We start from the raw sequence: 14,567 nt of genomic DNA on the forward strand, positions 1-14,567 counted from the left end.
GTCAGATAAGGCCGGCCTCGCGCGCCCGCACCAGCAGGTGTGTGCGGTTACGGGCGCCAAGGCTGTCGAGCAGCGCGGTGACATGCAGCTTCACGGTCCGTTCGGCGATGCCCAGATCGTGGGCGATCTGCTTGTTCTGCTGTCCCCGTGCGATGCGACTGAGCACCTCCATCTGGCGCGTGGTGGGCCCGCGAACCGAGTCAGCGCGGGGCGGTGTCGCACCTGGCGCAAACCACTCCCCGCCGCGCATCACCTCATCCAGCGCCCTGAGCACCTCCTCGACCCGCAGGGACTTCCCCAGGAAACCCGCGGCGCCGGCCGCCTTGGCCTTCGCGGGCAAGCCGTCGTCGTCGAGCCCGGAGATCAACACCCGGGCGACCAGCGGGTGGCGGGAGCCGAACCGGCGCAGTCCCTCCAGGCCGTCGTCTCCCGCCAGTCGATAGTCGATCAGCACCACGTCCAGTTCCGGCCAGCGCCAAGCCACCTCCAGCGCGGCGTCCAGGGTTGTCACCGCGCGGGCCTGGATGCCGGGTCGCGCGTGGGTCAGCGCATGGACCAGCCCGACACCAAACATCGGGTGATCATCGATCAGCAGCAAATTCATCCGTGGCGACTCCCTCGGCGGTGGGTGCTGACCCGATTGTCGGGAATACCGGATGTGGCCGGGTGCCTGCGGCATTGCCCGAAAGGGCAGGTGGTCTGGACCTGTCGCCCTGTTACACCTGCGGCAGGGCGCCCCCGGCGCAAACGGGCAAGGAACTCAGCGATACGGGGCAATAGCCACACGACTTCTGCGGCCGCCCACCGGGTTGGGGCTGGCGTTCCTTAACAATCGGGCGCCCCGACGACCGGGCGGAGACACCTCGACATGGCCGACGCATCGATTTACGACCAAAAACCCTGGCTGGCCGCCTACGGCACCGCCATCGCCCCCCAGCTGCCCAACCCGAGATACCGGAACCTCGCGCACCTCGTGCACAGCGCCTGCGAGCGCCACGCCAAGAAGACGGCGTTCACCGCGGTCGTGCCCAACGGCATGAATGGCACCCTGAGCTACAGCGAACTGGACGAGCGCTCCGACGCCTTTGCCCTGTACCTGCGCGAGGTCTGCGGCCTGCAGCCGGGCGATCGGGTGGCGGTCCAGTTGCCCAACGGTCTGGCCTACCCGGTGGTGGCGTTTGGCACCTTCAAGGCCGGCTGCGTGCTGGTCAACACCAACCCGCTCTACACGCCCAGCGAGATGGTTCACCAGTTCAACGACGCCGGGGCGCGCGTGTTGGTGATCGTGGACATGTTTGCGGACAAGCTGGCCGAGGTGATCCCGAAGGTCAAGGTCGAGCGGGTGGTGCTGGCGGGCGTGTCCGAGATGTTCCCCAGCATCCCCAATCTGGTGGTGAGGGGCGTGCAGAAGGTGTGGAGCAAGGTCTTGCCCCCGGTCCCGACGCTGCCTCAACCGATCGAGCGCATGAGCGCGGCCTTGGCGGCCGGGCGCGCGGCCGGGGGGCGGGAGAAAGTCGCGTCCTACTGGCAGGGCATCGCCCCGACGGAGGTCGCCGCGCTCCAGTACACCGGTGGCACCACCGGCGTCAGCAAGGGGGCCATGCTCACGCACGCCAACCTGCTCGTCAATGCCGATCAGGTGCTGGCGATGGGCCGGTCGCACATGGGCGATCACGAGGTGGTGCTCACCGCGCTGCCGCTCTATCACATCTTCGCCTTCACCGCGAACCTGCTGTGCTTCGTGGACATCGGTGGGCACAACATCCTGATTCCCAGCCCGCGCCCGGTGCAAAACCTGCAGCGCGCGATCGAGAACTACCCGATCACCTGGATCACCGGGGTGAACACACTCTTCAATGGTCTGATGAACGAAGAATGGTTCACCGCGTTTCCGCCCAAGCACCTGCGCGCGGCCATCGCCGGCGGCACCGCGCTGCATCAGGCGGTGGCGGCGCGCTGGCAGGCGATCACCGGCACGCGCATCGCCGAGGGCTTTGGCCTCACCGAATGCTCGCCCGTGGTCAGCTTCAACCCCTTGAGCGGGGTGGCCAAGCCGGACAGCATCGGCGTGCCGGTGCCGGGCACCGAGGTGCGGATCGTGGACGAGGCAGGCCAGGCCGTGCCGCAGGGCGAACCGGGCGAACTGATCGTGCGCGGCCCCCAGACCATGAAGGGCTACTGGCAACGGCCCGAGGAGACCGCGGCGATCCTGAAGGACGGTTGGCTGTACACCGGTGACGTCGCGGTGATGGACCAGCAGGGCTACTTCAAGATAGTCGATCGCAAGAAGGACCTGGTGCTGGTGTCCGGCTTCAACGTCTATCCCAACGAAATCGAGGACGCGCTGGCCAAGATGGACGCGATTCTGGAGGCCGCGGTGGTCGGCGTGCCCGATGCCAAGTCGGGCGAGGCCGTGCGGGCCTATGTGGTCAAGAACCCCGACTTTGCGGGCCCGTTGAGCAAGGACGACGTCCTGGCGCACTGCCGCACGCTCCTCACCGACTACAAGATCCCGAAGTCCATCGTCTTCCGCGATGAGCTGCCCAAGTCGCCGGTGGGCAAGATCCTGCGCAAAGACCTCAAGGCCGAAGTCAAGGCCGAGTTCCAGAACAAATAAGGAGACCCACGGTGTTGACCGAACTCGAAACCCAGCTCCTGGGCGCGATGATGATGGTGATCATGCTCGGCATGGGCGCGTCGCTGACCTTCCGCGACTTTCTGATCGCCTTCAAGAAGCCCAAGGGCGTCCTGGTGGGCATGCTGTGCCAGTACGGGATCATGCCTTTCCTGGGTTACCTGCTGGCGACCCTGCTGGGCCTGCCGCCGGCGCTCGCCGTGGGCCTGATCCTCATTGCCTGCATGCCCGGCGGCACCACTTCCAACATCTTTGCCTACTTCAGCAAGGGCGCGCTCGCGCTGTCGATCATGATGACCAGCGTGTCGACCCTGGTCGCGGTGGCCGCGGTGCCCGCGCTGATCGCCTTCTACAGCCGGTTGGCCGGCGTCACGGGCGACTTCGCGATTCCGGCCTCGAATGTGGCTCAGGTCCTGATCGTGCTGCTCGTGCCCACCATCCTGGGGATGATCCTGCGCAAGACCAACCCGAACGTGGGTGCCACGATCGAACTGATCGGCTCGCTGCTGGGGGTGTTCGTGATCCTCTTCCTGATCGGTTCCTGGGTGCCGCGCAACTACCAGTTGCTGCTCTCCACGCCGTGGTACGTGTTCTTCGCCGCGATTGGCCTCGGTTTGTTCGGCATGTTCCTGGGCTACTGGCTCGCGCGCTTGCTCAAGCAGGACAGCAACCGCGCCCGGACCGTCAGTCTGGAGACCGGCATCCAGAACGGGCCCTTGGCGGTGCTGATCGTGACGCTGACCTTCAAGGGCGAGATGCAGCAGCAGGTGCTGCTGATTCCGGTGCTCTACAGCCTGTTCATCGTGCTGACGAGTTCCGCCATCACGGTGTGGTATCGCCGGAATGCCACGCGCGAAGCGCTCGCCCGCGATGCGGCCAAGGTCGGCGCGACCGCGTGACGGTGTGCTGACCCGGAGGTCGTTGACCGGGTGATCCGCCCGCTAGGCCCGCCGGTCGCGCGGGGTGGCGTCGGGCGAACCGGACCGGCGCCTCCCCCGAAAGGTCGCCGGTTCAGGCCCGTCCTTCAGTGCGCGCCGTGGTGCACGCGCACCGCGCGCATCCAGGCCATCAGGTCCAGGTGGCTGCTCCCGGGTGCGGTGGGGCTGCTGTCCCGGGCGCTTGGGCGCCACTGCGGTTTGGGCGGCGGCGGCTCACGGTCCAGCGGCTGCTGCGACAGGGTCTCCAGGATGGCGCAATGGGGATGCTCGTCGCCGCGGCAGGTCTGCACCAGTTCATCCAGGCCCTGCATCATCTGTTCAATCTCCCGGCGCTTGCTCTCCAGGTCGCTCAGGTGGCGCTCGGCCACCCGCTTGACCTCGCGGCTGGAGCGCGCGTTGTCGCTCCACAGACCGATCAGTTCGGCGATCTGTGCGATCGAGAAACCGAGGTGGCGCGAGCGGCTGATGAAGCGCAGCACCGACACGTCGCGCTCGCTGTAGAGGCGGTAGCCCGCCCCGTTGCGTTCGGCCTGCGGCAGCAGGCCGATCTTCTCGTAGTGGCGAATCATCTTTGGCGAGACGCCGGCGGCGCTCGCTGCCTGGCCGATGTTCATGAAGGTGGGCATGGAAATCTCCGGAACAACACAACCGGGCCAAGCCTCAGGCTTGACCCGGTGGGAAGGTCAAGCCCGCGTCGATGCGCCGCGATGGACGGTCAGTCCGCGGGCGGGTAGCCCGCCTCGGTCAGCGCCTCGGCCAGCGCCGGGCGGTCCTCGCTGCTGGTGACGCGCACCTGGCGGCGGGCCACGTCGACCTGCACCTCGCAGGCGGGATCGACGAGCTTGAGCGTCCGGCTCACGGTCGAGGCGCAGTGACCGCAGGTCATGGCGGGCAGTTGGAATTCGTGCATGGAAGGCTCCGTGGCAGTTGAGAGGCCTCGCAGGCTGGGCCTTGTCACGGTGGCAAGCGCAAGCCCGGGCGTGGCGTGCGGGCGGTTGACCCTGACACCGTGTCAGAGACCAGCATCCGGGGCTCCCCCACCCCACGGAGCCACGCCATGTCCACCGTCTGCCTCCTGTCCCATGCCGACCCCGGCCCCTTTCTGGCCAGCGAATGGGACTTGTCCCCCGACCACAGCCTGCTGCTGCCGGTGCAGCCGGGCGACTTGCTGCAGGCCTTGCAGGGCACGGTCTGGATCACCGTCGACGGCGATCCGCGCGACCTGCTGCTCGCGCGCGGCGAGCTGCACACCGTGGCGCGCGCCGCCACGCTGTGCCTGAGCGGTTTCGACGCGCCGCGCCTGAAGCTGCTCAGCCGCCGTGCGGTGCAGGCCGAGCCCTGGCGCGACGCGCCGGGCTGGCGCCACTGGCTGCTCTGGGCGAGCGGCTGGGCGCGCCGGCGCCTTGACGCCACGGCCTGACCCCCTCCGCTTGACCTGGACCCCGTGTCAAGGCCAAGCATCCCACGCTTCACCTTCCGGAGACCATCCATGAACGCTTCCACCACCGCCGTGGCGCACGAGTTCCCCATCGAGGGCATGACCTGCGCCTCCTGCGTCAGCCGGGTCGAAAAGGCCCTCCAGGCCGTGCCCGGTGTGACCCGGGTCGACGTGAACCTGGCCACCGAGCGCGCCAGCGTAAGCACCCGCGGCACCGTCCCAGGCAGCGCGCTGATCGCTGCCGTCGACCAGGCCGGCTACCGCGTGCCCGCCGAGACGCTCGAATTCGCCATCGAGGGCATGACCTGTGCCTCCTGCGTGGGCCGGGTCGAGAAGGCCCTGCAGGCCGTGCCCGGCGTGCAGGACGCGGTGGTCAACCTGGCGACCGAACGCGCCCGCGTCGAGGCGGTGGGCGTGCTGCCCGGCGCGCTGATCGCCGCGGTGGAGAAGGCCGGCTACCGCGCCACCCCGTTCGACGACGGCGCGGCCCGCGCCGCCACCGCCCGCCACGGCGAGCCGCTGTGGCCGGTGCTGCTGGCGGCGGCGCTGTCGTTGCCGCTGGTGCTGCCGATGGTGGGCATGCTGTTCGGCAGCGACTGGATGCTCGATGGCTGGCTGCAGCTTGCGCTGGCCACGCCGGTGCAGTTCTGGCTGGGCGCGCGCTTCTACCGCGCCGGCTGGCGCGCGGTGCGCGCGGGCGCCGGCAACATGGACCTGCTGGTCGCCCTGGGCACCAGCGCGGGCTATGGCCTGAGCCTGTACCTGCTGTTCGAGCACGCCGAGCACGGCACACCGCACCTGTACTTCGAGGCCTCCGCGGTCATCGTCACGCTGGTGCTGCTGGGCAAGTGGCTTGAGGCGCGCGCCAAGCGCCAGACCACGGCTGCGATCGCCGCGCTCAACGCGCTCAAGCCCGAGGTGGCGCGCGTGCGCACCGCCAACGGCGACCTCGACCTGCCGCTGGCCCGTGTGAAGGTGGGCGATCTGGTCGTGATTCGTCCTGGCGAGCGGGTGCCGGTGGACGGCCTGGTGATCGAAGGCGCGAGCCAGGTCGACGAGTCGCTCATCACCGGCGAAAGCCTGCCGGTGGCCCGCCACACGGGCGACCCGGTCACGGGGGGGTCGATCAACGCCGAGGGGCTGCTGGTGGTGCGCACCACCGCGGTGGGCGCCGAATCGACGCTCTCGCGCATCGTGCGCATGGTCGAGTCGGCGCAGGCGCGCAAGGCGCCCATCCAGCGCATCGTGGACCGCGTGAGCGCGGTGTTCGTGCCGGTGGTGCTGGTGCTGGCTGCGCTCACCCTGCTGGGTTGGGGCGTGGCCACGGGCGACTGGGAGCGGGCCATCCTCAACGCGGTGGCGGTGCTGGTGATTGCCTGCCCGTGCGCGCTCGGTCTGGCCACGCCCACCGCCATCATGGCCGGCACCGGAGTGGCCGCGCGACAGGGCATCCTGATCAAGGACGCCGAGGCGCTGGAACTCGCGCATCGCATCGACACCGTCGCCTTCGACAAGACCGGCACACTCACCGAAGGCAAGCCGCAGCTGGTGGCGGCCGTGGCTGCTCCCGGCTTCGACGCGCGGCTGCTGCCGTGGAGCGCGGCCATCCAGGCGGGCAGCGAACACCCGCTGGCGCGCGCGGTCATGGGGGCAGCGCAGGAGGCTGGCGTGGCCATCCTCTCAGCCGCCAAGGTCAGCGCTGTCGCGGGTCGCGGCATGGCGGCCGAGGTGCAGGGCCGCGCGCTGCGCCTGGGCAGCCCGCGCTACATGCAGGAGCTGGGTGTCGACACCGCGGCGCTGCAGGCACAGGCCAACGCCTTGCAGGACGACGGGCGCACCGTTTCCTGGCTGGCCGACGTGACGGATCAGCCGGTGCTGGTGGGCATGCTGGCCTTCGGGGATCGGTCCAAGCCGAGCGCGGCCTTCGCGGTCGAGCGCTTGCAGACGCTGGGCGTGCGCACGGTGATGGTGACTGGCGACAACCTGGGCAGCGCGCTGGCGGTGGCCGGCCCGCTGGGCGTGGATCATGTCGAGGCGGAGGTGCTGCCGGCCGACAAGGCCGCCATCGTCAACCGCCTCAAGGAGGGCGGACGCACCGTGGCCATGGTGGGCGATGGCATCAACGACGCCCCGGCCCTGGCCTCGGCCGACGTGGGTATCGCCATGTCTACCGGCACCGACGTGGCCATGCAGGCCGCGGGCATCACGCTCATGCGCGGTGACCCGGCGCTGGTGGCCGATGCCATCGACATCTCGCGCCGCACCTACCGCAAGATCCGCCAGAACCTGTTCTGGGCCTTCGCCTACAACGTCGTCGGCATTCCGCTGGCCGCGGCCGGCCTGCTCAACCCCGTGGTGGCCGGCGCGGCCATGGCGTTGAGCAGCGTGAGCGTGGTGAGCAACGCGTTGCTGCTGCGTGGCTGGCGCCGATGAAGGCGCTGCCCACGCGGGACGCAGGAGCCGGGTGTGCGGGTGTGGGAATGCCCCGCCTTGAGTCAGCCCGTCCGGGACACGGTTCTAAGATGCGCAGCCGCACGGATGCGCGGAGGATCGGTTGTGAACATCGAGCGAATTTCCCTGGACCAGTTGCGCGTGCTCGTGGCCACGGTCAACGAGGGCAGCTTTTCGGCCGCGGCCCGCAAGCTCGGTCGCGTGCAATCGGCGGTCACGTACACGGTGCAGCAGCTGGAGCTGCAGTTGGGCATCGAGTTGTTTGACCGGACGGGCTACCGCCCCGTGCTGACAGCCGCGGGCGCGTCGCTGATTGAAGATGCGCGCGCGGTGTTGACCCGCGCCGACGGGTTGCTGGCGAAGGCGGGGGCCATCGCCGCGGGACTGGAAAGCAGTCTGTCCATCACGGTCGACGTGATGGTCCCCGTCGACTGGCTGGCCCAGGTGCTCGAGGAATTCGACGCGCGCTTCCCCGGCGTGCAGGTGCAGCTCCAGATTGAAGCGCTGGGCGCGGTGGCGTCGCATCTGTACGAAGGCGTCGCCGACCTGGCCATTTTGTGCAGCCTGCCCGTGCCCCCCGACGATGTGACGATCCTGGCGATTGGGCAGGTGTCTCTCGTGCCGGTGGCAGCGGCGGATCATCCCCTGGCGCGCATCCCGGGGCGCATCGACGACACCGCCTTGCGCGATCATCGCCAGATCGTGCTCACCGACCGCAGCGCGATCTCGCGCGGACGCGACTTTGCGGTGTACAGCCCGTTGACGTGGCGCGTGGCGGACCTCGGCGCCAAGCACGCGCTGATCCGTCAGGGGCTGGGGTTTGGCAACATGCCCGCCCACCTGGTCGCGGACGATATCCGCAACGGCACGCTCAAGGCGCTGGTGCTGGCAGCCCACCCCGTCGGGGGGGACCGCCTGCCGATGTACCTGGCCCACCGGCCAGACCATGCGCTCGGCCCGGCTGCCCAGTGGATCAGGGAGCGGCTGGTTCGCGAACCGGGTGTGACCTGAGCCGGTCCATGTGGTCGATCAGCGTGGGGACCACCAGTGGCGCAGCGTGCAGCACGCCCATGTGACCCAGAGGCCCGACGTCGACGCGCACGGCATGGGGCATCTCTTCGGCGAGACGCTGGACCATGGCGCGTGCCGGTCGCGGCGATTGCCCGCCGACCACCAGCGTGACCGGCACCGCCGTGCGGTAGTCTGCGAAAGGCCGGACGTCTTCGAAAACGCCGCGGACTTCCTGAAACATTTTCCAGCCGACCGCGCGCATGCTGTCACGGGCACGCTCGCCCATCGCCTGCCACGCACCGCGGCCATTCCAGTAGTCCACGAAGGATTCGAGCCAGGCCTCATGCCCACCGTCGGCCTCGGAGACCCCTCGAAACCCGCGCAGCACATCATCCAGCTCGGATCGGGTGGCGTCGTCCAGGCGGTCGGCGTCGCGCGCCAGCGAGCCAAACAGCACCGGCTCATACAGCCACAGCGAGGCCACCGGCAGGCGACCGGTGACGGCAAGGTCAAGCGCCAGGGTGGCGCCCCACGAGTGAGCGACCAGATGCACCGGCTCCTCCGACGGAATCTGCTGAAGCAGGTGATCAACGTCGTCCTGCAGCCGCGAGGGCTGGGGCCGCTCGATCCGCTCGCCCGGGGCGTAGCCGCGGTTGGCGGGCGTCCATTCCACCGCGCCCTCGATCCGCCCAAGAAAGGGTTTCCACATGAATGGCCCGAGGCCGGTGGAATGGATGAACACCAGTTGCGTCATGCGCGCTCCTTCCTTGGAGGGTTTTCAGGGGCCGGTGCCGCGCCGGCCGGCCAGGGATCAGTGTTGGTGTACCGGCGCCGGAGCCGACTGGGCCGTGCCGTCATTCTGGAGTGCCCGCAGGCCGGCCTGGCGGATCTGCTCGGCCTGGGCGGGTGTCGGCAGGGGGTAATGGTTGCCGCGCGGGGTCAGCCCCAGGCGGCGGTGTTCGAGCATTTCGGCGATCACCTGGGCGCGGGTCATGGGGGCGCCGGCCGGTGCCTCGTGGGGGACGTATTGGCCCCGGACATAGCGGCCGTTCTTCAGCGCCTCCGCCGCTTCCGCCTGCACCTCGGCGCGGGTGCGGGTTGACGGCTCTTCGGGGGCCCGGATCGGGTCCAGCTGTCCGCGGCCAGCGGCGGCTGCGGTGACGGCGAGGGTGGTGATGGCGACGGTGAAGGCCATGTGTGCGATGCGTTTCATGAAGGTCTTTCAACAAAGGAGGAACAGGGCTTGAAGACCGATCTGTCCGCCGTGGCAAGCCCAGCCCCGTGGAGATCCTGGACGGACCCGCTGCGAGTTCCGTGGGCGCTGGCGAGGCCAGATCGGATGCCAGGATTGTTCGGCGCCAGCCCCACGATGGACAGCCACGACCGGTCGATGATCTCCATCGGATCGCTTGATGGAGCGGGCGTGGCCAAGGCGGTCGTAGCCCGAGGCCCGGCCGCCGCTGGGGCCCTCTGTCAGCGCCGCCGGCAAGGACCGGCGGCCATGCCCGGCCGCGTCAGCGCGCGGCGCAGCTAACGCCGGTGGGGTGTGGCGGTCAGCGCCATGACACCGGGGTGCCTGGCCCGTTCAAGCGCCGCCGGAGGGGATCGCCAGGAGTTTGGAGATGACCGCACAGAACTCCTCGATGTCGCTCTCTTTGTAGATCAGCTGCGTGACGCCCGCCTGCGCTGCGGCCAGCGCGAGATCGTCGTCGACATAACCCGAGGCGATCACGGTCTTGAGCTGGGGATTGAACGACAGCAACTCCTGCACCACCTCCAGGCCATTCATGCCCGGCATGTTGAAGTCCGTGACGATCAGGTCGTAGGCCGTCGGGTCGGCCTTCACGGCAGCGATCGCCTCCGCTTGGATGCTGAACGTCGCGACCGAGAACCCGTCCCGCTGCAGCAAGCGCCGCACCAGAAACACCAACGAGTCGTCGTCGTCCAGGTAGAGGATGCGCTTGCCAGCCCCCAGCGCCGAGCGGGGCGCAGGCCTGGCGATGTCCGTGGGTGGGGCAGTGGCTCCCGCGACCGGCAGCTTGTCGGCCAGCGGCAAGTCCACCGTGAAGCACGTGCCGCGGCCGGGTTTGCTCCACACGCTGATCAGGCCACCGTGCGACTGGACGATGCCATGCACCACCGACAGGCCCAGGCCCGTGCCCTCTCCCGGGGGCTTGGTGGTGAAGAAGGGTTCAAACATGCGGTCCAGAACCGCCTGCTCCATGCCGGGGCCGGTGTCTCGAACGATCAGGCGGGCCGCCGGGCAGGGCTGGCTGGCGCCGCCCACCGGGTCGACGGCGCCCAGGGCGCTGGACAGGACCGTCTCGACCCCGAAGTGCAGTGTGCCGCCGTGGGGGCGCATGGCCTGGATGGCGTTGGTCCCGAGATTCATCAGGACCTGCATCATCTGCGTGGCATCCGCGCGAATCACCGGGTCCGCTCCCGACACGTGCACGTCCAACGCAATTTTGGCCGGGAGGTTTGCGCGCAGCATGCCCTCCACATCCCGCACGATCGGGACGACCGGCGTGGGACGCATTTCCACCGCTTGCCGACGACTGAAAGTCAGGATCTGACGCACGAGGTCCCTCGCCCGGCGCCCCGCTTTGACGATTTCATCCACGCACAGCATGGCGGCTTCGTGGCTGTGGAGATCGCGCCGCGCCAGCTCGGCGTTGCCCAGCATCGTGGCGATGATGTTGTTGAAGTCGTGGGCGATTCCGCCTGCCAGCGTTCCGATGGCTTCCATCTTCTGCAGCTCGCGCAGCTGAAGCTCCATCGCCTCGCGCGCGGCCTCGGCGAGCTTGCGCTCGGTCACGTCGCGTTCGATCGCAATCCAGTGGGTGTACCAACCCTTTTCGTCGGCCACCGGGACGATGTCCAGCTCCAGCCAGAACTCCTCGCCAGCCTTGGTGTAGTTGATCAGCTCGGCCCGGACAGGCTCCCATTTTTCAAGCGCGGCACGAATCCGGTCGAGTTGATCGCGCTGCGTGTTGGGACCCTGAAGGATGCGCGGCGTCTGGCCAATGGGTTCGTCACGGGTGTAGCCGGTTCGGCGTTCGAAAGCGTCGTTCACGAACACAATGCGCGGCCCCGGCGCCCCCACGGGCTCCGCCTCCGTGATGAGCACGATGTCGTTTAGCCGTTCGACGGCGGTGGCCAACAGCCGGAGTTTCGATGCCACCTCGGCGTCGGCGGCCTGGTGGGGCGGTGAGCTGGGATTCGTCGAGGGCATGGTCAGAGGCGGGCCGCTTCATGGGCGAGCGGTCTTAGGGGGGAGTATCCGTGACCCCGCTTATTTGTAACCAGATGTCTGCGTTCGGTATGGATTTTCTGTGACCAAAGTCAGGGTTGCCGGCCGGTGGGTGTTGGCGCCCTGCACGGCCCTCGGTGCATACCGCCTGGCGCTCCGCGCCGCGTTGCCACCTCGCCCAGCCCCGCCTGCAGAGACCGACCGACCTGCCGCCCGTGCCGCCCACGAGGCCATTGCCGCGGCCGGGACCGCCGCGCGACCGTGACGGGTCTTGCCCAACCCGGCGGACCGCCCTCGCGGAGCGTGGATCGCAAGGACGGGATGGATGGGCGCCGGTGGTGTCGCAACGGCCCGGTGGCTCGCGCGTCGCAGCGGGTATCGGGGGCGGGCGAGAGCCCCTTGCCGTTCTGAACCGCGTCCCTCTGTTCGCCCAGCCAACAAAAAAGCCCCTGCAGGGCAGGGGCTTCAGACTCGCTGGCGGAGAGAGAGGGATTCGAACCCTCGATACAGGAGATCCTGTATGCCGGATTTCGAATCCGGTGCATTCGACCACTCTGCCATCTCTCCGTGTCGAAGCCCGCGATTCTAGCAGGCCGACGGTGTGGGTTTGCCGACCGCGCGGGGCGGCGTGGGCGGTGCGAGAATGGGCGCCCGCGCCGCCGCCGCCATGCTCGTCGATACCCAGCCCGCCACCTACCAGCACGTGCCTGCCTCACCCGAGGTGCGCGACCACTGGGTCGAATCTCAACTGATCGGGGTGCTGATGGACAACCTGGGGCCGTCGGTGCTGGCCGGCGCCCTGTCGCTGCCGCTGATCGTGTTCTTCATGGCCGGCGAGGTCCACACCGCCGGGCTGGTGGTCTGGACGCTGGCCATGCTGGGCTTGCTGGTCTTCCGATACCGCCTGATCGGCGTGTACCGGCTGCGATACGACAACGTGGATGGACCGCAGCGGCCGATCTTCCTGCGCCGCTATCTCTGGACCTGGGCGGCGGCTGGGTTTCTGTGGGGTGGCGCGGTGGCGCTGAGTTACCTGCAGGCTTCACTCACCACGCAAGTGGTTTGCGCGCTGGTGGTGCTGGGTCAGGGCCTGCTCAACCTGACCGCCTTCAGCGCCAGTCTGCCGGTCTATCGAACCTATGCCCACGCGCTGACCCTGTCGGTGTTGCTGGGGCTGGTGGCCGCCACCGCGGGCCACGTGGATGAACCGCAGGTGGTGCAGGCCAGCGTCGTGTTTGCCGTCTTGCTCGGCGCGTTCTGGTTGTTGCTGCTGGTGGCCGGTTCGCGCCTGCATCAGGTGCACCGCGCCAGCTTCGAATTGCAGTTCTCCAACCAGGAGCTCATCGATTCGCTCACGCTGCAGACGCGCGCGTCGCTGCGCGCGGTGGCCACGAAGAACCGCTTCCTGGCCTCGGCGGCCCACGACCTGCGGCAGCCGGTCCATGCCCTCAGCCTTTATGCCGACTGGCTGGCGAGCGAGCCGGAAATGGCGCGTGACATTTCGCCGCGGATTCTGCAATCCACGCGGGCGATCAATGAATTGTTTGATTCCCTGTTTGACCTGACCCGCATCGATGCCGGCAATTACAAGGTCAAGCTCCAGCATGTGGATGTGGAGAAGCTGTTTGCCGATTTGCGGCTGCAGTTCGAGCCGGTGGCACACGGCAAATCCTTGCGCCTGCGCACCCACACGCGGCCCACGGTGCTGTGGTCGGACCCGGTGGTCTTGCGGCGCATTCTGGGCAATCTGTTGTCCAACGCCCTGCGCCACACGCACCATGGTGGTGTGTTGCTCGGTCTGCGCCGGCGGGATGACATGCTGGTGTTTGAAGTGTGGGACACCGGCGTGGGCATCGCCCGCGAGCACCAGCAGGCCATCTTTCAGGAGTTCTTCCGCGTGTCCCAGCACCAGGGCACCGAAGACAGCCTGGGCCTGGGCCTGACCATCGTCTCCAAGCTGACGTCGCTGATGGGCTATCAGCTGTCGCTCAATTCCGAAGCCAATCGGGGCAGTGTGTTCCGGGTGTTGCTGCCGGCGTTCACGCAGCAGGCGCAGCACGAGCCTCCGCGGCCGACCCTCGTGAGCGAGGGGCCGGCGGGCGCAGGTTTGGCTCAGTAGTCGAGCAGGCCGGCGGTGCGGGCCAGGTGGCTGGCCTGCGAACGGCTCTTGACGTTGAGCCGGCGGAACAGACGCCACAGGTGAACCTTCACCGTGTGTTCGCTGATCTGCAGCTGCTCGGCGATGTCGCGGTTGGACAGGCCGCGGTCGAGCATGACCAGCAGCTGCTTTTGGCGCTTGGACAGCTTTTCCGGGATCGTCGGCGCGTTTTCGTCTTCACCTTCGTCCGCCAGAAACTCGCGCAGCACCTTCGCGATCTGCGCCGCGCCGGCGGACTTCTCCACGTAGGCGTCGGCACCGGCCTCGCGGGCGAGGTCTTCGTAGTCCGACGCCGGCGACGCGGACAGCACGATCAGGGAGGTGTCCGGCAGCATTTGCCGCACCTCGCGCACCCCGGACACGCCGTTGGTGTCGGGCAGCTTGAGGTCCAGGCACACGAGCTCGGGTTCGCCATGTTCGGCGATGGCCTTGCTGACGGTGGCCAGACGTTCGAGTTCGATCACCTGGGTGGAGGCGCGCAGCCGGCGCAACAACATCACCACCGCCTCACGCATCAGCGGGTGATCGTCAATGACAAAAATACTCATGGCGTGAGCGACTCATCGGTGGGTGTGATTGGGGAGCATATCGGCATTGTCAGTCTTTGGCGATAGCGCATCGCGTTCAGAAGCAGCCGTTTTCGTGCGTTGTTTCGCGTTGGACGCAGTCGATTGAATGGCGCA

At 68.2% G+C, this 14,567-nt stretch carries 13 protein-coding genes and 1 tRNA gene; 6 read left to right on the plus strand and 8 right to left on the minus strand.

Translation table 11 applies throughout. The features are described 5' to 3' along the window. Position 1: 1 nt before the first annotated feature. Positions 2-604, minus strand: a complete 603-nt coding sequence (locus AC2D80_RS02420) for a LuxR C-terminal-related transcriptional regulator (protein WP_484631384.1) — start codon at positions 602-604, stop codon at positions 2-4. Between the two features lie 264 nt (positions 605-868). Between AC2D80_RS02420 and AC2D80_RS02425 the strand changes: the two genes are divergently transcribed. Both AC2D80_RS02425 and AC2D80_RS02430 read left to right on the plus strand, forming a co-directional pair. After that, the gene (locus AC2D80_RS02425; protein ID WP_484631385.1) at positions 869-2,617 is read left to right on the plus strand and encodes an AMP-binding protein; all 1,749 of its coding nucleotides are present in this window, start codon (positions 869-871) and stop codon (positions 2,615-2,617) included. Positions 2,618-2,628: 11 nt separating this feature from the next. Then, on the plus strand, positions 2,629-3,534 hold the full coding sequence (locus AC2D80_RS02430; RefSeq protein WP_484631386.1) for a bile acid:sodium symporter family protein: 906 nt from the start codon (positions 2,629-2,631) through the stop codon (positions 3,532-3,534). Positions 3,535-3,659: 125 nt separating this feature from the next. On the opposite strand, the gene AC2D80_RS02435 is transcribed toward AC2D80_RS02430, so the two are convergent. Both AC2D80_RS02435 and AC2D80_RS02440 read right to left on the minus strand, forming a co-directional pair. Beyond that, a complete protein-coding gene (locus AC2D80_RS02435; protein WP_484631387.1) occupies positions 3,660-4,199 on the minus strand; it encodes a MerR family transcriptional regulator in 540 nt (179 codons plus the stop codon). Positions 4,200-4,288: 89 nt separating this feature from the next. Next, on the minus strand, positions 4,289-4,483 hold the full coding sequence (locus tag AC2D80_RS02440; RefSeq protein ID WP_484631388.1) for a heavy-metal-associated domain-containing protein: 195 nt from the start codon (positions 4,481-4,483) through the stop codon (positions 4,289-4,291). Between the two features lie 147 nt (positions 4,484-4,630). Between AC2D80_RS02440 and AC2D80_RS02445 the strand changes: the two genes are divergently transcribed. The 3 genes from AC2D80_RS02445 (at position 4,631) to AC2D80_RS02455 (ending at position 8,473) form a co-directional block, all read left to right on the plus strand. Next, positions 4,631-4,993: a DUF2917 domain-containing protein gene (locus AC2D80_RS02445; RefSeq protein ID WP_484631389.1), complete on the plus strand. Its 363-nt coding sequence runs from the start codon at positions 4,631-4,633 to the stop codon at positions 4,991-4,993. Between the two features lie 69 nt (positions 4,994-5,062). Then, positions 5,063-7,444, plus strand: coding sequence for a heavy metal translocating P-type ATPase (locus AC2D80_RS02450; protein WP_484631390.1), 2,382 nt, complete (start codon positions 5,063-5,065; stop codon positions 7,442-7,444). 57 nt (positions 7,445-7,501) lie between these two features. Beyond that, the gene (locus tag AC2D80_RS02455) at positions 7,502-8,473 is read left to right on the plus strand and encodes a LysR family transcriptional regulator (RefSeq protein ID WP_484631391.1); all 972 of its coding nucleotides are present in this window, start codon (positions 7,502-7,504) and stop codon (positions 8,471-8,473) included. On the opposite strand, the gene AC2D80_RS02460 is transcribed toward AC2D80_RS02455, so the two are convergent. The 4 genes from AC2D80_RS02460 to AC2D80_RS02475 form a co-directional block, all read right to left on the minus strand. Further along, entirely contained in the window at positions 8,436-9,227 is a 792-nt protein-coding gene (locus AC2D80_RS02460; protein ID WP_484631392.1) for an alpha/beta fold hydrolase, read from the minus strand. The genes AC2D80_RS02455 and AC2D80_RS02460 overlap by 38 nt on opposite strands. A 57-nt stretch (positions 9,228-9,284) precedes the next feature. Then, positions 9,285-9,686 carry a DUF4148 domain-containing protein gene (locus tag AC2D80_RS02465; RefSeq protein ID WP_484631393.1) on the minus strand — a complete coding sequence of 134 codons (402 nt, stop codon included), beginning with the start codon at positions 9,684-9,686 and terminating at the stop codon, positions 9,285-9,287. Positions 9,687-10,058: 372 nt separating this feature from the next. Beyond that, positions 10,059-11,708: a hybrid sensor histidine kinase/response regulator gene (locus AC2D80_RS02470; protein ID WP_484631394.1), complete on the minus strand. Its 1,650-nt coding sequence runs from the start codon at positions 11,706-11,708 to the stop codon at positions 10,059-10,061. A 493-nt stretch (positions 11,709-12,201) separates the two neighbouring features. Next, a tRNA-Ser gene (locus AC2D80_RS02475) sits at positions 12,202-12,293 on the minus strand. 100 nt (positions 12,294-12,393) lie between these two features. On the opposite strand from AC2D80_RS02475, the gene AC2D80_RS02480 reads away from it, so the two are divergent. Beyond that, on the plus strand, positions 12,394-13,845 hold the full coding sequence (locus AC2D80_RS02480; protein WP_484631395.1) for a sensor histidine kinase: 1,452 nt from the start codon (positions 12,394-12,396) through the stop codon (positions 13,843-13,845). Here AC2D80_RS02480 and AC2D80_RS02485 read toward each other — a convergent pair. Then, positions 13,839-14,432 carry a LuxR C-terminal-related transcriptional regulator gene (locus tag AC2D80_RS02485; RefSeq protein ID WP_484631396.1) on the minus strand — a complete coding sequence of 198 codons (594 nt, stop codon included), beginning with the start codon at positions 14,430-14,432 and terminating at the stop codon, positions 13,839-13,841. The genes AC2D80_RS02480 and AC2D80_RS02485 overlap by 7 nt on opposite strands. Between the last annotated feature and the right edge of the window lie 135 nt (positions 14,433-14,567).

Source organism: Hydrogenophaga sp. T66 (assembly GCF_057219855.1).

What these genes read in the sequence shown, in the direction of transcription:
- AC2D80_RS02440 (WP_484631388.1), bottom strand. Translation starts at nt 4,483, where the DNA reads ATGCACGAATTCCAACTGCCCGCCATGACCTGCGGTCACTGCGCCTCG.
- AC2D80_RS02485 (WP_484631396.1), bottom strand. Translation starts at nt 14,432, where the DNA reads ATGAGTATTTTTGTCATTGACGATCACCCGCTGATGCGTGAGGCGGTG.
- AC2D80_RS02460 (WP_484631392.1), bottom strand. Translation starts at nt 9,227, where the DNA reads ATGACGCAACTGGTGTTCATCCATTCCACCGGCCTCGGGCCATTCATG.
- AC2D80_RS02420 (WP_484631384.1), bottom strand. Translation starts at nt 604, where the DNA reads ATGAATTTGCTGCTGATCGATGATCACCCGATGTTTGGTGTCGGGCTG.
- AC2D80_RS02450 (WP_484631390.1), top strand. Translation starts at nt 5,063, where the DNA reads ATGAACGCTTCCACCACCGCCGTGGCGCACGAGTTCCCCATCGAGGGC.
- AC2D80_RS02465 (WP_484631393.1), bottom strand. Translation starts at nt 9,686, where the DNA reads ATGAAACGCATCGCACACATGGCCTTCACCGTCGCCATCACCACCCTC.
- AC2D80_RS02470 (WP_484631394.1), bottom strand. Translation starts at nt 11,708, where the DNA reads ATGCCCTCGACGAATCCCAGCTCACCGCCCCACCAGGCCGCCGACGCC.
- AC2D80_RS02445 (WP_484631389.1), top strand. Translation starts at nt 4,631, where the DNA reads ATGTCCACCGTCTGCCTCCTGTCCCATGCCGACCCCGGCCCCTTTCTG.
- AC2D80_RS02425 (WP_484631385.1), top strand. Translation starts at nt 869, where the DNA reads ATGGCCGACGCATCGATTTACGACCAAAAACCCTGGCTGGCCGCCTAC.
- AC2D80_RS02435 (WP_484631387.1), bottom strand. Translation starts at nt 4,199, where the DNA reads ATGCCCACCTTCATGAACATCGGCCAGGCAGCGAGCGCCGCCGGCGTC.
- AC2D80_RS02480 (WP_484631395.1), top strand. Translation starts at nt 12,394, where the DNA reads ATGCTCGTCGATACCCAGCCCGCCACCTACCAGCACGTGCCTGCCTCA.